Source organism: Streptomyces sp. EDA2-14 (assembly GCF_054963755.1).
In genome coordinates, this window is sequence record NZ_JBUEGE010000034.1 from 24,299 (window position 1) to 38,535 (window position 14,237).

Here is a 14,237-nt window from a genome sequence, read left to right on the forward strand (position 1 = left end):
AGGCCGCCAACACCTTGATTTCTGGCTAGATTACCCAAAAAACCGACAGGTGCACCGAGGACGAAAGCCGCTATTCCCCAGAGCATGATTCTGGAAGCGACACCATCTCCGCCCCCATCAGGTATAACCTCCCCGACGGGGGCGACGGGGATAAGGGACTTGGCGAGGTAGTACACGACCACACCGAGGGCCAGCGCCGAGGAGGCCAGGAGCGTTGCCTCAACCTTGGCTCGCCGAAGGTAACCCACCAGGAAGGCAAAGCACGCCCAAGACCACCCCCCGGAAAAGACAAGAGATATGACGTGACAAACAGGGTTGCTGAACTTGTCCGCGATCGGGCCTATGACCCCAAGCCCCGCACCTGCCCCGAGGGCCGTGACGGCAGCGCGAGCGCGTGAAAGGCGCACCATTCTTTGTGCCCTCTTCTGTGACTAGTTCCAGATTCATGGAACCGCCCTGGGGTTCTCGAGCAAGCGATAGCACGAGAACCCCAGGAATTTTGGACGTTTACCCGCCACCCGAACTGGCCTGCGGGTTATTCAGGTTTAATTCGTGTGGTAGTAGGCGTAGCACGTGTACGCCATGCCCGCAGTACGGTGGGCCTTGGACGTGTATCCAGCCTCTTCGGATTCGTAGTCTGAGGCGCCAGCAATCCGCGCGGTGGAGCCGTGAAGCTTCGAGCCGTGGTAGTAGTTCGAGTAGCAGTACTTGCCGCCCGCGGTGGTTTTCCAGCCGTACGTCCACGTTCCACCGCTGACGCTGACGGTCTTCAACGCCGAGACGCCCCCCTCGGGGTCGCCCACGGTGACTTCCACCATCCCCCACTCCTCGGGGTTACCCATCTCTGCCGGCGCCGTGGTGCCATCCCCGCGGGTATGGACGGAGATCCCGCTGGCGGCGCTCACCTGAGAGCCATCCGCGACGGCCGGCGGGGCGAGGGCGCCAGCTGCCAGCGCTGCACCAGCAAGAGCGAGAGCTGCGGATCTACCAAATGCCTTCATGAAGTTACCCCTCCCATGGGTCCCCCGTGTGGGAACCGTGAAGGAATCATGGACTGGTCTGGACCTCCGACCAAAGGGAAGGTCAAACGCTTGTCCGGAAAGCCACCTTGACCAACTTGCGCAGCCCATGCCGACGTTGCGCACTTTGTGTTGAATGATTTGTCACGTAATCACTGTGTTGTCCCGCAGGAGAAGAAGCCCCGCCGCTCACTGCTCAAGCGACAGTCGCGGCTGATTCTCAACGCTGGATCCAGGACAGACTGGCCAGCTCGAACCGATCCGGGACGAGGCCAGGATCCGGTACACCTCATAGGAAACGCCCTCGTAGCCCCCTCTCGCCTTCGGGCGGGAGGGGGCGCTTCGTCATGTCCGGAGCAGCCGGTCGGCTGTGTCCAGGGCGACGTCCCACGGGTAGGCCGTCGGCTTCCCCGACCCTGGGGGGTTCGGGGTGAACCCGCCCTCTCCGTACAGCAGCGTGACGCCCTGCTCGCGCAGCTCCGTGACGCTGCGGTCAAGGGCGCGGTGCTGGGCATAGGCCGCGTTCACGCACGGCATCGCCGCGGTTGGGATGCCCTTGCCGATCCCCTCGGCGGCGACCCCTACGACGAACGACGAAGTGATCCCGAGCGCCAAGCAGTTGATCGAGTTGAAGGTGGCCGGCGCGAACAGGATCACGTCTGCGGGCGGCCAGACATCGGGTTCTCCCGGCAGCTTGTACTCGCTGCGTACCGGGTTCCCGGTCAGCGCGGCCAGCCCGTCGAGTCTGTCGTCGAGCCAGCGCGCGGCGGTCGGCGTCAGCCCGAGGCAGACGTCCCATCCTCGGGCCTGTGCGTCCTCAATGACCTTGGCGACGTCGAACACCGGGGGTGCCGCCGAGGCGAACAGGTACAGGGTCCGTGAGGTCATGTCTCATACGAACCCGCCGGGTTGGCCTCATGCAACCGCCCCTGCTCCAGAGAAGGGAACAGGGGCGATCGCCGGTCCAGCGCCACGTAGCGCGGGTACCGTTCCAAGTGGTGAGCCAGGAACGGAGTTCCAGTATGCCCAGAGACGACCACGCAGGCGCCCGGATCGCGGAGCATCGTAAGCGTGCTGGCTACACACAGCGCGGCTTCGCCATGATCATTCCGTACTCGTACAGCATGCTCCACCAGGTGGAGGGCGGCCACAAGGCAGCCACCCCCGGTTTCATAGCGGCCTGTGCCAGGGCACTGCACATAGACGTCACAGCCCTGACAGGACAGCCCTACATGACGGAGCTCCAGCAGGATCGGCTCGCTGAACTGATCCGGCCGATCCGCGAGGCCCTCGATCTCTACGACCTCGGGGCGGATCCCGACCTCTCTCCCCGGCCCCACGCCGACCTCATCTCGGGCGCGCGGGAGTTGTGCCAGAAGGTCCGCGCAACCCAGCTCAACGGGGCCGCCCAGACCCTGCCGCGGCTCATCTCCGAACTGACGACGGCCGCTCACCGGCAACCGTCCACCGAACTGTGGCAGGCCCTCGCCTCTGCATACCGGACCGCGCACGACGTCGCTGTGAAGCTGGGTTTCTACGACCTCTCGACGATCGCCCTGGACCGCATGGACTGGGCGGCACAGCGGGCCTCCGACCCGCTGCTCGCCGCGGTCCGCCAGTACATGCGCGGACTCGTCTACCACCGCGAAGGCGAGCACACCATCGGCCTGCGCCTGGTCGCCGCCGGCCAAACCGTGCTGGAGCAGGCAGCGGAGAGCCCCGAGGCCCTCGCCGTGTCCGGCCAGCTCCACCTCGGCGCGACGGTCATCGCGGCCCGGGCACGCGACGGCAGGACGGTGGACACGCACCTCGCCGAGGCGCAGCGGATCGCGAAACGCACGGGCGACGCCTCCGACGTTCACTGGCTGTCCTTCGGCCCGGCGAACGTCGCGATCCACGAAGTGTCCGCGCTCGGCGAACTGCGCGAGTACGGGCGCGCAGTCGAGAAGGCGCGCAAGGTCCGGCTGCCCGACACCTGGGCGACGTCGCGGCGCGCCCACTTCCTGATCGACCGGGCCCGGTCCGAGATGGAGATCGGACGGAACGAGGCTGCCCTCAAGTCGCTGGTCAAGGCGCGCGAGGTGGCCCCGCAGCAGACCCGCTACCACCCGGCCGCGCGGGAGACGATCCAAGGGCTGGTCCACCACCAGCGACGCACCCCGGAAACCCTTGGTCACATGGCCGCCTGGGTCGGCCTGTGACTGTCACACGGCCTGTCACCGAAGAGTGACAGTTAGCCCCCTCGCTGGTCATCAGTCTGGTTCCACGAACCCGATGACCGAGACAGCAGGGGGATCAAGTGGACGCCCAGGTGCCAGACGCCGAGGAGCCCATCGACTTCCAGCTGGTGCGTGACGTCGCCCGGAAGGTCGAGGACCTGGCGCTGGCCGAGACGACCCGCCCGGCCCTCGACGGCGACGCGAAGCTGCTCAGGGAGCTGGTGCAGCGCATGGTGCGGGAGGACTACCCCAACCAGGCGCGCACGACGCTGCTCGTGTTCCGGTCGGCGTACAGGGTGCTCGGCTCTCCGACCACCCCGACCAGCGCTGACAGCGACTATCTCGTGTACTCGCACGTCAAGAATCTCGGGCGCGTAGCCGGGGCCCTCGCCGACGCCCTCAATCCGCCCGCGACAGTGCACGGATTCGTGGCCCGCCCTGGCCTGCCCCCTGAGCTCCACACATCCCCCTGAGTTCCCGTCGCGCCCCATCCCGCCGCAAGAGGTGGGGCGCGACGGGTGGCGGGCACCTCGGTAGCCGCCCGCCTTACCCCTGGCCCGCCGGTACCCAGCACCTCGGGCCAGGGACGGGGGAAGGCCCGCCTCCCATCCGTCGGGCCTTCCCCGTACTACTCGTCGCCCTACCCCGGCGACGGGAACGGCGGCCGCCTGGCCTCCCCGTTGGGCGGCCGCCTCACCCAAGGGAGATATCCATGAGCACACCGGACGAGCCCCAACCCAAGGGCCCGCCGAACCCTGGCCCGATACCGGGCCTCCCGGAACTGGCCCGCATGCTCCTCGTCGACGTGACGTTCACCAGCTGCCGCAGCACGGTCATGGACGCCAACCCGGACATGGACGCGGACATGGCCGGCCGCATCGTCGAGGAGAGCCTGAAGTTCGTCGCGGCCTGCGCGTACTACCCGGGCAGCGGTCTCGCGCCGTCACGGATCGTCGACGAGGGATGGCACGCGCTGATCCTGCACACGGCCGCGTACGCGCGGCTGTGCGACGAGCTCGGCGGCACCGGCAGATTCGTGCACCACTACCCCGGCTACGACCCCACGATCTACGACCCGAAGATTTTGGACCGGACGCGCGCGGCGATCACAGCGCTCGGGTACGAGCCGGATCCGGAACTGTGGGGGCCGCCGTCCGACGTGACGCTCGTGTCGGTGGCGGCGCAGTGCCAGCACGCGCCCGAGTGCACGATCCGGCCCATGCCGGAACCCCAGCCACCCGCGCGCCCGTAGGCTGACGGTGGAGGTAACGATGGCTAAGTGGATCGATCCCCGATACGCGCGAATGGTTGCGGAGTGGGAACGCTCGCAGCAACCGACATCGCGCGACCCGGAGACGAAGCCCATCCGTGGCTTCGTCCTGCCGAAGAAGGGCTGAGGTCCGGGCGCCCGGCCCAGTGCCGGGCGCCCCACCCGGTCTGTTGCTTCTGCCGCACGAGATGCGTGGGCAGTGTGATGCGCGTCCGCTGCCTTCGCAAGGTGCTTGGCGAATATGGCTGAGCACTGGCGCCCCGTCCTCCGTATGGAGGGCGGGGCGTCTTACTGTGTAGTGACGCTCCCCGCCGAGTGAGTCGGCGGGGAGCGCCCTTCCGGCCGGGGGCCTCCCGAGCACCCCGACCGGGATCAGCTGGGGGTTGCGCGTCAGACGGAGGGGGAATGTCCGTCTCCCCACCATTCGAGACTAGCGACGATGCGCCTGTCGCACAGGCAGTCCAGGCCGTGTGCACAGGACATCAACATGGCGTTCACGTCAGGCCGCGTCCTCACGTGCGCGCTTGCTGCCCCACCACGACATGAGCTGGTACATGGTCACTCCGCCGCGCGCGTCACGTAGTTCGGCTAGCTCCTTCGCGACGGTACGGCGCGCGATCCCGAGGCGTGGCCCGACCTGATCCTGAGTGGCGCCGTAGTACAGGGCGTCGAGGATCTCCCGCTGCCGTTCGGTGACGTCGTCCTGGCGCTCGCGGTCGACGACGTCCCGCCACGGGGTGGCCCGGTCCCAGAACGTGCCGTAGATCATGCGGCCCCAGGCTACGGACCCTAGGTCGGTGATGTGCACGCCGGAGTCGGGTACCTCGTTGTCCTTCAGGCAGTTGTCGACGAACAGGTGCCGGCGGTCGACGAGGATCATGCGAGGGAAGCGGCCGGGGAGAGCGCGTACTTCGGCGCCGGCCTCGGCGATCGCGCGGATGTGCTCGCCGGTCTGCGGGTGCAGCACGGCAACCGTGTTGTAGAGGCAGCGGATGTGTACGCCCCGGGCGAGGGTCTCGAGTACGCGCTTCGTGCCGAGGCGGACGTTCTCGGGGTCGCGGTCGGCGGGTTCGCCGGGCTGTGCGGTGAACGCTTCGATGGTGGCCTGGCTGGAGACCTCGCCGATCCGCTGGTTCATCTGGGTCAGCGTGAACAGGAACTCGCTGGCTGGTCCGCCGTTCCAGCGGTTCGGGTCGAAATGGGTACTCAGGCGCGCAATGTCGGGGAGCTGCTCGATCTTCCCGACGGTGGTGACCAGCTCGGTGAGTGCCCCGGTGAGGAGTCGCTGGACGGCTCCGCGAGGGTCGTGGGGGATGTGCTGGTCCGGATTGCTGGGCGAGGGGCTGACGAGCCCGAGCTGGACGAGGTTGTCGACGGCCGGGCCGTGGGCGTCCTCGCCGTAGGCGATCTTTCGGTAGGCGTCCGCCTCGCGTTCGCCGAAGGCAGGTGGCTGCTGCGTGTCCATGATCCCCCCGTTGTGCAAGTTCGTGCGGGTGCATGAACGTGCGGGCGCTAATCCTGGCCCTTGGGTGGTGTGCGTGGCAATGTTCTTCATGCAACCACTTACCGGATGCGCGTTCGAATTTATGCCGCGTCCAGCGAAAGGCCCGCCCATGCCGAAGATCCGTCTCGCCATCGCAGCCGCCGCGCTCGCCCTCGCGGGCCTGCTGGGCGGAGCCGCAGCGGCCACCGCCGACGACCTCGCGCCGGCCGCCCCGGAGGCACCCTCAACCGCGACGGTGAGCGACCCGACCGCCTCGCCGAACGACCTCGCCTGGGGCTGACCCATAGACCCCGGCCCGACCAGCTCGGGAGGCGACGTCGGCCGGACACACATCGAGCCCCCTGCCGCAGCATTCGGCAGGGGGCTCGGTGCTGCCCAGAGATTAGACGTGGTGAGCGGTTTCCGGCAGCTCAGCTTTTGACACCAGTAGCGGAGGGACTGACATCCACTCCGACCAGGAAGTTACGGGGTAGTACCGGGATAACAAGATCAACAAATGTAGACGGCCGGTAGATCCTGGAGATCTACCGGCCGTCTGACCTGGCGTCATGCCACTGTGGGGCTAACAGGATTTGAACCTGTGGCCTCATCCTTATCAGGGATGCGCTCTAACCAACTGAGCTATAGCCCCGCCGCGCTCTGCGGTGTGTGTCCCGCGCGCTGACTCCTGAAGATTAGCGCACTGGGGGGCCAGTCCCAAAATCGATAGTCCTGGCCCGCCCACCAGCGGGTCTTGCAGGCCTCAGAAAGCCGGGGGAACGGTTACTCGTCCTCGGCGAGCGTGAGCTCGACGCCGCCGACGAAGCCCGCGGAGAGGTTGTAGATGAACGCGCCGAGCGTCGCGAGGGCCGTGGCCAGTACGACGTCGATGACGGCGATGACCGTCGTGAACATCAGGACGCGCGGCAGCGACAGGAACGACTGCAGGTCGAAGCCGTTGGACTCGTTCGAGCCCGTGGCCTCGGAGATCGTGCCGCCGACCGTGGAGAAGACCCCCATGGCGTCCATGACCATCCACAGCACGGCGGCCGCGACGATCGTGCAGATGCCGAGCGCGATGGACAGCAGGAAGCTGACCTTCATCACGGACCACGGGTCCGCCTTGGCGACCCGCAGACGGGCCTTGCGCGTACGCGGGGTGGTGCGCGCGCCCGTGCGCGGCCTGCGGACCGCGTCCGGGGCGTTCTGATACGCCTGCGGCGGGTGGTACGGCTGGGCCGGCTGCTGCGGCCGCTCGCCCGGCAGGGCACCGCTGCCACCGGTCGCGTACTGCTGGGTCTGCGGACCTCGGGTGTCCGTCACAGTTCCCCCCTGGGATCCATGAGACTCGTTCGAGTCGGTCGAGTCTTTGACGTCATCGACGTCGTGAGCGGAGCCACGGCCGCTCTCGGTATCCGTACCGGTGGATGTCCCGGTAGAGCCTGCGCCCGTGGCTCCGCTCACGATGACTCACTCCTCGCGCTACTCGGCCGAGGACTGTCCGCCCTCGTCCGTTCCGACGGCCGTCTCGCCCTCGGTGGAATCGTCGATCTCGGCAGCGTCGGCGTCCTGCGCGACGTCGCCGTCGACTTCCTCCGCCTCACGGCCGGCCTCGGCGTTACGTGCGATGCCGACGACGGCATCGCGCTTGCCCAGGTTGATCAGTTGGACGCCCATGGTGTCACGGCCCGTCTCCCTGACCTCGTTGACTCGCGTACGAATCACACCGCCGGACAGCGTGATGGCGAGGATCTCATCGGTCTCCTCGACCACCAGGGCGCCGACGAGTTCACCGCGGTCCTCCACGATCCTGGCGGCCTTGATACCGAGGCCGCCGCGACCCTGGACGCGGTAATCGTCGACATTGGTCCGCTTTGCGTACCCACCGTCGGTGGCGGTGAACACGAAAGTACCGGCACGCACGACATTCATCGAGAGCAGCTCGTCGTCCTCGCGGAAGCTCATGCCCTTGACGCCGGACGTGGCACGCCCCATCGGACGCAGCGCGTCGTCCGTGGCGGTGAACCGGATGGACTGCGCCTTCTTACTGATGAGCAGCAGGTCGTCCTCGGAGGACACCAGCTCGGCGCCGATCAGCTCGTCGTCCGAACCGTCCGCCTTCTCGCGGAGGTTGATGGCGATGACGCCACCGGAGCGCGGCGAGTCGTAGTCCTTCAGCGGCGTCTTCTTTACGAGGCCCGCCTTGGTGGCGAGGACCAGGTAGGGCACGGCCTCGTAGTCGCGGATCGCGAGGATCTCGGCGATCGACTCGTCCGGCTGGAAGGCGAGCAGGTTCGCGACGTGCTGGCCGCGCGCGTCCCGCCCGGCGTCCGGGAGTTCGTACGCCTTCGCGCGGTAGACGCGTCCCTTGTTGGTGAAGAAGAGCAGCCAGTGGTGCGTCGTCGACACGAAGAAGTGGTCGACGATGTCGTCTTCCTTGAGCTTCGTGCCGCGTACGCCCTTGCCGCCGCGCTTCTGGGAGCGGTAGTCGTCGGTCTTGGTGCGCTTGATGTAGCCGCCGCGCGTGATGGTGACGACGATGTCCTCTTCGGCGATGAGGTCCTCGATGGACATGTCGCCTTCGAAGGGCACCAGCTTGGTACGGCGGTCGTCGCCGAACTTGTCGACGATCTGCTGCAGTTCCGTGCTGACGATCTGCCGCTGCCGCTCGGGCGAGGCCAGGATCGCGTTGTACTCGTTGATCTTCTGCTGGAGCTCGTCGTGCTCCTGGACGATCTTCTGGCGCTCCAGGGCGGCCAGTCGACGCAGCTGCATCTCGAGGATGGCGTTCGCCTGGATCTCGTCGATCTCCAGGAGGCCCATGAGGCCCTCTCGAGCGACCTCCACGGTCTCGCTGCGCCGGATGAGGGCGATGACCTCGTCGATGGCGTCCAGGGCCTTCAGGAGGCCGCGCAGGATGTGCGCGCGCTCCTCTGCCTTGCGCAGGCGGAAGCGCGTGCGGCGGACGATGACCTCGATCTGGTGCGCCACCCAGTGCCGGATGAACGCGTCGAGCGACAGCGTGCGCGGGACCCCGTCGACCAGCGCCAGCATGTTGGCGCCGAAGTTCGTCTGCAGGTCGGTGTGCTTGTACAGGTTGTTCAGGACGACCTTGGCGACCGCGTCCCGCTTCAGGACGATGACCAGGCGCTGGCCCGTACGGGACGAGGTCTCGTCGCGGACGTCCGCGATGCCGCCGACCCTGCCGTCCTTCACGAGGTCGGCGATCTTCTGCGCGAGGTTGTCCGGGTTGACCTGGTAGGGCAGCTCGGTGACGACCAGGCACTGGCGGTTCTGGATCTCCTCGACCGCGACCACCGCGCGCATCGTGATGGAGCCGCGGCCGGTGCGGTACGCCTCCTCGATGCCCTTGCGGCCCACCACGAGGGCGCCGGTCGGGAAGTCGGGGCCCTTGATGCGCTCGATGAGGGCGTCCAGGAGCTCCTCGTGCGAGGCCTCCGGGTTCTCCAGGCACCACTGGGCGCCGGCCGCGACCTCGCGCAGGTTGTGCGGCGGGATGTTGGTCGCCATGCCGACCGCGATTCCGGCCGAGCCGTTGATCAGCAGGTTCGGGAAGCGGGCCGGCAGGACGGTCGGCTCCTGGGAGCGGCCGTCGTAGTTGTCCGTGAAGTCGACGGTCTCCTCGTCGATGTCACGGACCATCTCCATAGACAGCGGCGCCATCTTGCACTCGGTGTAGCGCATGGCGGCCGCGGGGTCGTTGCCCGGAGAGCCGAAGTTTCCGTTGGAGTCCACCAGCGGCATGCGCATCGACCACGGCTGGGCGAGGCGCACCAGGGCGTCGTAGATCGAGGAGTCGCCGTGCGGGTGGTAGTTACCCATGACGTCACCGACGACGCGGGCGCACTTGTAGAAGCCCTTCTCGGGCCGGTAGCCGCCGTCGTACATGGCGTACAGGACGCGGCGGTGGACGGGCTTGAGGCCGTCGCGTACGTCGGGCAGCGCGCGGGACACGATGACGGACATCGCGTAGTCCAGGTAGGAGCGCTGCATCTCCGTCTCGAGCCCGACGGGCTCGATGCGCATCGCGATGGCGCTGCCGTCCACGTTCTCTTCAGGCGGCGGCGTGGGGGTGTTCTCGTCGGCCATTGCTGGTCAAGATCCTTTCTGCGCGGTCAGCTGAGACCGACTCAGATGTCGAGGAAGCGGACGTCCTTGGCGTTGCGCTGGATGAACGAGCGACGGGCCTCGACGTCCTCGCCCATGAGGACCGAGAACAGGTCGTCGGCCTGGGCGGCGTCGTCCAGGGTGACCTGGCCGAGCACGCGGTGCTCCTGGTCCATGGTCGTGACGCGCAGCTCCTCGGCGTTCATCTCACCGAGACCCTTGAAGCGCTGGACCGAGTCGTCCTTGATGCGCTTGCCGGCCTGCCGGCCCATCTCGATCAGGGCGTCGCGCTCACGGTCCGAGTAGGCGTACTCGAAGTCGTCACGGCCCCACTTGATCTTGTAGAGCGGCGGGCGGGAGAGGAACACGTGGCCGGCCTCGACGAGCGGCCGCATGAAGCGGAACAGGAAGGTCAGCAGCAGGGTGTTGATGTGCTGGCCGTCGACGTCGGCGTCCGCCATCAGGATGATCTTGTGATAGCGGAGCTTCTCGATGTCGAAGTCCTCGTGGACTCCGGTGCCGAAGGCCGAGATCAGCGCCTGGATCTCCTGGTTGTGCAGGATCTTGTCGATGCGCGCCTTCTCGACGTTCAGGATCTTGCCTCGGATGGGCAGGATGGCCTGGTACATCGGGTCACGGCCGGACTTGGCCGAACCGCCGGCGGAGTCACCCTCGACGATGAAGATCTCGCACTTGGTGGGGTCGTTCGACTGGCAGTCGGAGAGCTTGCCCGGCAGGGAAGCGGTCTCCAGGAGGCCCTTGCGACGGGTCAGGTCACGGGCCTTGCGGGCCGCCACGCGCGCGGTGGCCGCCTGGATGGCCTTGCGGATGATGTCCGTGGCCTCGACGGGGTTCCGGTCGAGCCAGTCCTGGAGGTGCTCGTAGACGACCTTCTGGACGAAGGTCTTCGCCTCGGTGTTGCCCAGCTTGGTCTTGGTCTGGCCCTCGAACTGCGGCTCGCTCAGCTTGATCGAGATGATCGCGGTCAGACCCTCACGGATGTCGTCGCCCGTGAGGTTGTCGTCCTTCTCGCGCAGCAGCTTCTTGTCGCGCGCGTACCGGTTGATGAGACCGGTCATCGCGGCGCGGAAGCCCTCTTCGTGGGTGCCGCCCTCGTGCGTGTGGATCACGTTGGCGAAGGAGTAGACGCCCTCGCTGTAGCTGGTGTTCCACTGCATCGCGACCTCGATGGAAAGGAGCTTCTCCTTGTCCTCGGCCTCGATGTCGATCACGGAGGGGTGAACGACCTCTCCCTTGCGGGAGTTCAGGTACTTCACGAAGTCGACGATGCCGCCTTCGTAGTGGTACGACACCGAACGCGGCTCGAAGGCGGTGTCGTCGCCCGCCTCGTTCGTGTCCGCGCCGGCCGTGGCCTTCGCCGTGTCGCGCTCGTCCGTGAGGTTGATCTTCAGGCCCTTGTTGAGGAAGGCCATCTCCTGGAAGCGCCGCGACAGCGTCTCGAAGGAGTACTCGGTGGTCTCGAAGATGTCGCCGTCGGCCCAGAAGGTGACCGAGGTGCCGGTCTCGTCGGTGGCCTCGTGCTGCGCCAGCGGCGCCGTCGGGACGCCGGCCTTGTACTCCTGCGTCCAGCGGTAGCCGTCCGTCTTGATCTCGACGGAGACCTTCGTGGACAGCGCGTTGACGACGGAGACACCCACGCCGTGCAGACCACCGGAGACGGCGTAGCCGCCGCCTCCGAACTTGCCGCCCGCGTGCAGGACGGTGAGCACGACCTCGACGGCGGGCTTGCCCTCCGAGGGGATGATGCCCACGGGGATGCCACGGCCGTTGTCGACGACGCGTACGCCGCCGTCGGGCAGGATCGTGACGTCGATCGTGTCCGCATGACCGGCCAGGGCCTCGTCGACGGAGTTGTCCACGACCTCCTGCACCATGTGGTGAAGGCCACGCTCACCGGTCGAGCCGATGTACATGCCGGGTCGCTTGCGGACCGCGTCCAGCCCTTCGAGGACGGTGATCGCACTGGCGTCGTACGAGGCCTCTGTGGCCCCGACGTGCTCTTCGGCGTCGGTGGACGGGATGTTCTCGTTGGGGTTGCCGGAATCGGCCACGAAGCGCCCTTTCTGGCACAGCACAAGCCAAGCTCCCGGTTGGTGGCCGGAGCGGCTGCGGCGTGTTTGTTCGGTAAGCCCTGAATCAGCGTTGCTCGGTGCGTCCCACGAGTGGGGCGGGATTGTCTCCCAGTGTACCGGTAGCTCGGACATAGATGGGGGTTTGGCGGTGCCTGAGTCCTCATGTGCCGCCCTCAACCGGGATCGTCCGACTCCCCCTATGCGGAGCGGGGCTCCAAGAGGCTCACAGCGGCACTCAGCGCTTCGAGGTGTGAACCACCAGCTACGGCGGCCGATCGCTCACCCGTAGGTGTCGCCGTGGCCCGTGCTTCCGGGGGCTCGCAAGGGGCCGTAGCGGCGCGGGCCACCGCCGGGATTCTTGATGTCGATGCGCCGCACGGTGCCGTGCCCGAGGTCCTCGTTCAGACGTCTGACCAGTTGCGGAGCCAGCATCCGCACCTGCGTCGCCCAAGCCGTCGAGTCGCACTGCACCACCAGGACGCGCTCGTCCTCGTCGTACTTCTGCGGCACGCAGTGTTTGGCCAGATCGTCACCGACGATCTGCGGCCACCGGCCCATGACGCCGCCGACAGCGGCCGGCGTCTCCCAGCCGCGCTCGGTGATCAGCCGGTTGATGGCGGAACCGAGCCCCATCGGGTCCCGCCCGTCGGAGCGCGCCCCGGACCGCAGTCCGCCGCCGCGCCGCGCCTGCTTCTTCTGCTGGGCGGAGTCACCACGCGCGCGTGCCGCCTCTTTCGCCGCCCTTAGGGCGACGCGGGCCAGATCGACACCAGAAGGCTCGGGATCGCCTTTTGGTTCCCGCGGACCCTTCGCACCTTCGGGGGATTCGTCGGCGCTCACAGCCGCTCCACCGTGCCGTCCGACACCGCGTAGCGGGTGCCCGCAAGGACGTCCGGCACGTCGTCGTCGACGGCGGCCGTGACCAGGACCTGCTCGCCGGGCGCCACGAGCTCCGCCAGCCGCTCCCTGCGGCGCGCGTCCAGCTCGGCGAAGACGTCGTCGAGGACGAGCACCGGCTCGTTCCCCTCGGCGCGCAGCAGGTCGTACGAGGCCAGGCGCAGCGCCAGCGCGTACGACCAGGACTCGCCGTGGCTCGCATAGCCCTTGGCGGGCAGCTGGCCCAGCTTGAGGACCAGGTCGTCGCGGTGCGGGCCGACAAGCGTGACGCCCCGCTCGATCTCCTGCTTGCGCGCCCCTTCGAGGGCGGCGAGCAACTGCTCGTAGAGCTCCTCGCGCGCGTGCCCGACGACTTCGGGGGACGAGGGCTTGTAGTCCAGGGCGATCGGGCCGCCGCCGGGCGCCAGCTGCTCGTACGCCTTGTCGGCCAGCGGCTGCAGGGCGGCGATCAGGTCGAGCCGCTGCGCGAGGAGTTCCGCGCCCGCCCGCGCGATGTGCTGGTCCCACACGTCGAGCGTGGACAGGTCCATCGAGCGCCCGCCGTGCCGCCGCGCGAGCGCCGCGGACTTCAGGAGCGTGTTGCGCTGCTTCAGGACACGGTCGTAATCGGAGCGTACGCCCGCCATCCGGGGCGAGCGCGCGGTCACCAGGTCGTCGAGGAAGCGGCGGCGCTCGCCGGGGTCGCCCTTCACCAGGGCCAGATCCTCCGGCGCGAACAGCACCGTCCGGACGATCCCCAGCACATCACGGGGCTTGACCTGCGAGGACCTGTTGATGCGCGCGCGGTTCGCCTTGCCAGGGTTCAGCTCCAGCTCGACGAGCTGCTGGCGCTCGCCCTGCCGTACCTGCGCCCGGATCACGGCGCGCTCGGCGCCCATGCGCACCAGCGGGGCGTCCGAGGAGACGCGGTGGCTGCCGAGCGTGGCGAGATAGCCGACGGCCTCGACGAGGTTCGTCTTGCCCTGGCCGTTCGGCCCCACGAACGCGGTGACGCCCGGGTCGAGTGCGACCTCGGCCCGGGCGTACGAGCGGAAGTCGGCCAGCGACAGATGCGTGACGTGCATGGTCGTGGGCCGACCTCCCCCAGAGTTCTGAACAGCGGTTATCTACAGGTGTGGATTACTTCTT

At 67.7% G+C, this 14,237-nt stretch carries 12 protein-coding genes and 1 tRNA gene; 4 read left to right on the plus strand and 9 right to left on the minus strand.

Annotated elements, in window-relative coordinates:
• Positions 1-545 precede the first annotated feature (545 nt).
• Both ACY34M_RS40990 and ACY34M_RS40995 read right to left on the minus strand, forming a co-directional pair.
• The gene (locus tag ACY34M_RS40990) at positions 546-905 is read right to left on the minus strand and encodes a lactococcin 972 family bacteriocin (protein WP_462723791.1); all 360 of its coding nucleotides are present in this window, start codon (positions 903-905) and stop codon (positions 546-548) included.
• Between the two features lie 459 nt (positions 906-1,364).
• On the minus strand, positions 1,365-1,907 hold the full coding sequence (locus ACY34M_RS40995; protein WP_462723792.1) for a flavoprotein: 543 nt from the start codon (positions 1,905-1,907) through the stop codon (positions 1,365-1,367).
• 134 nt (positions 1,908-2,041) lie between these two features.
• Between ACY34M_RS40995 and ACY34M_RS41000 the strand changes: the two genes are divergently transcribed.
• From ACY34M_RS41000 to ACY34M_RS41010, 3 genes are all read left to right on the plus strand, one after another.
• The gene (locus tag ACY34M_RS41000) at positions 2,042-3,220 is read left to right on the plus strand and encodes a helix-turn-helix domain-containing protein (protein ID WP_462723793.1); all 1,179 of its coding nucleotides are present in this window, start codon (positions 2,042-2,044) and stop codon (positions 3,218-3,220) included.
• A gap of 98 nt (positions 3,221-3,318) precedes the next feature.
• Positions 3,319-3,711, plus strand: coding sequence for a hypothetical protein (locus ACY34M_RS41005; protein WP_462723794.1), 393 nt, complete (start codon positions 3,319-3,321; stop codon positions 3,709-3,711).
• 239 nt (positions 3,712-3,950) lie between these two features.
• The gene (locus ACY34M_RS41010) at positions 3,951-4,490 is read left to right on the plus strand and encodes a glycine-rich domain-containing protein (protein ID WP_462723795.1); all 540 of its coding nucleotides are present in this window, start codon (positions 3,951-3,953) and stop codon (positions 4,488-4,490) included.
• Between the two features lie 517 nt (positions 4,491-5,007).
• Here the strand turns inward: ACY34M_RS41010 and ACY34M_RS41015 are convergent.
• Complete coding sequence (locus tag ACY34M_RS41015; protein WP_462723796.1) at positions 5,008-5,973, minus strand: hypothetical protein; 966 nt, start codon at positions 5,971-5,973, stop codon at positions 5,008-5,010.
• A 148-nt stretch (positions 5,974-6,121) separates the two neighbouring features.
• On the opposite strand from ACY34M_RS41015, the gene ACY34M_RS41020 reads away from it, so the two are divergent.
• On the plus strand, positions 6,122-6,292 hold the full coding sequence (locus tag ACY34M_RS41020; protein ID WP_462723797.1) for a hypothetical protein: 171 nt from the start codon (positions 6,122-6,124) through the stop codon (positions 6,290-6,292).
• A 277-nt stretch (positions 6,293-6,569) separates the two neighbouring features.
• On the opposite strand, the gene ACY34M_RS41025 is transcribed toward ACY34M_RS41020, so the two are convergent.
• The 6 genes from ACY34M_RS41025 to recF form a co-directional block, all read right to left on the minus strand.
• Positions 6,570-6,643 (minus strand) — tRNA-Ile (locus tag ACY34M_RS41025).
• Between the two features lie 131 nt (positions 6,644-6,774).
• Positions 6,775-7,455 carry a DUF3566 domain-containing protein gene (locus ACY34M_RS41030; RefSeq protein WP_462723798.1) on the minus strand — a complete coding sequence of 227 codons (681 nt, stop codon included), beginning with the start codon at positions 7,453-7,455 and terminating at the stop codon, positions 6,775-6,777.
• An 18-nt stretch (positions 7,456-7,473) separates the two neighbouring features.
• Positions 7,474-10,101: a DNA gyrase subunit A gene (gene gyrA / locus ACY34M_RS41035; protein ID WP_462723799.1), complete on the minus strand. Its 2,628-nt coding sequence runs from the start codon at positions 10,099-10,101 to the stop codon at positions 7,474-7,476.
• A 41-nt stretch (positions 10,102-10,142) separates the two neighbouring features.
• On the minus strand, positions 10,143-12,191 hold the full coding sequence (gene gyrB / locus ACY34M_RS41040; protein WP_462723800.1) for a DNA topoisomerase (ATP-hydrolyzing) subunit B: 2,049 nt from the start codon (positions 12,189-12,191) through the stop codon (positions 10,143-10,145).
• A 300-nt stretch (positions 12,192-12,491) separates the two neighbouring features.
• Positions 12,492-13,052, minus strand: a complete 561-nt coding sequence (locus ACY34M_RS41045) for a DciA family protein (RefSeq protein WP_462723801.1) — start codon at positions 13,050-13,052, stop codon at positions 12,492-12,494.
• Complete coding sequence (recF, locus tag ACY34M_RS41050) at positions 13,049-14,173, minus strand: DNA replication/repair protein RecF (protein WP_462723802.1); 1,125 nt, start codon at positions 14,171-14,173, stop codon at positions 13,049-13,051. Before recF ends, ACY34M_RS41045 begins: the two co-directional genes overlap by 4 nt.
• Positions 14,174-14,237: the final 64 nt, after the last annotated feature.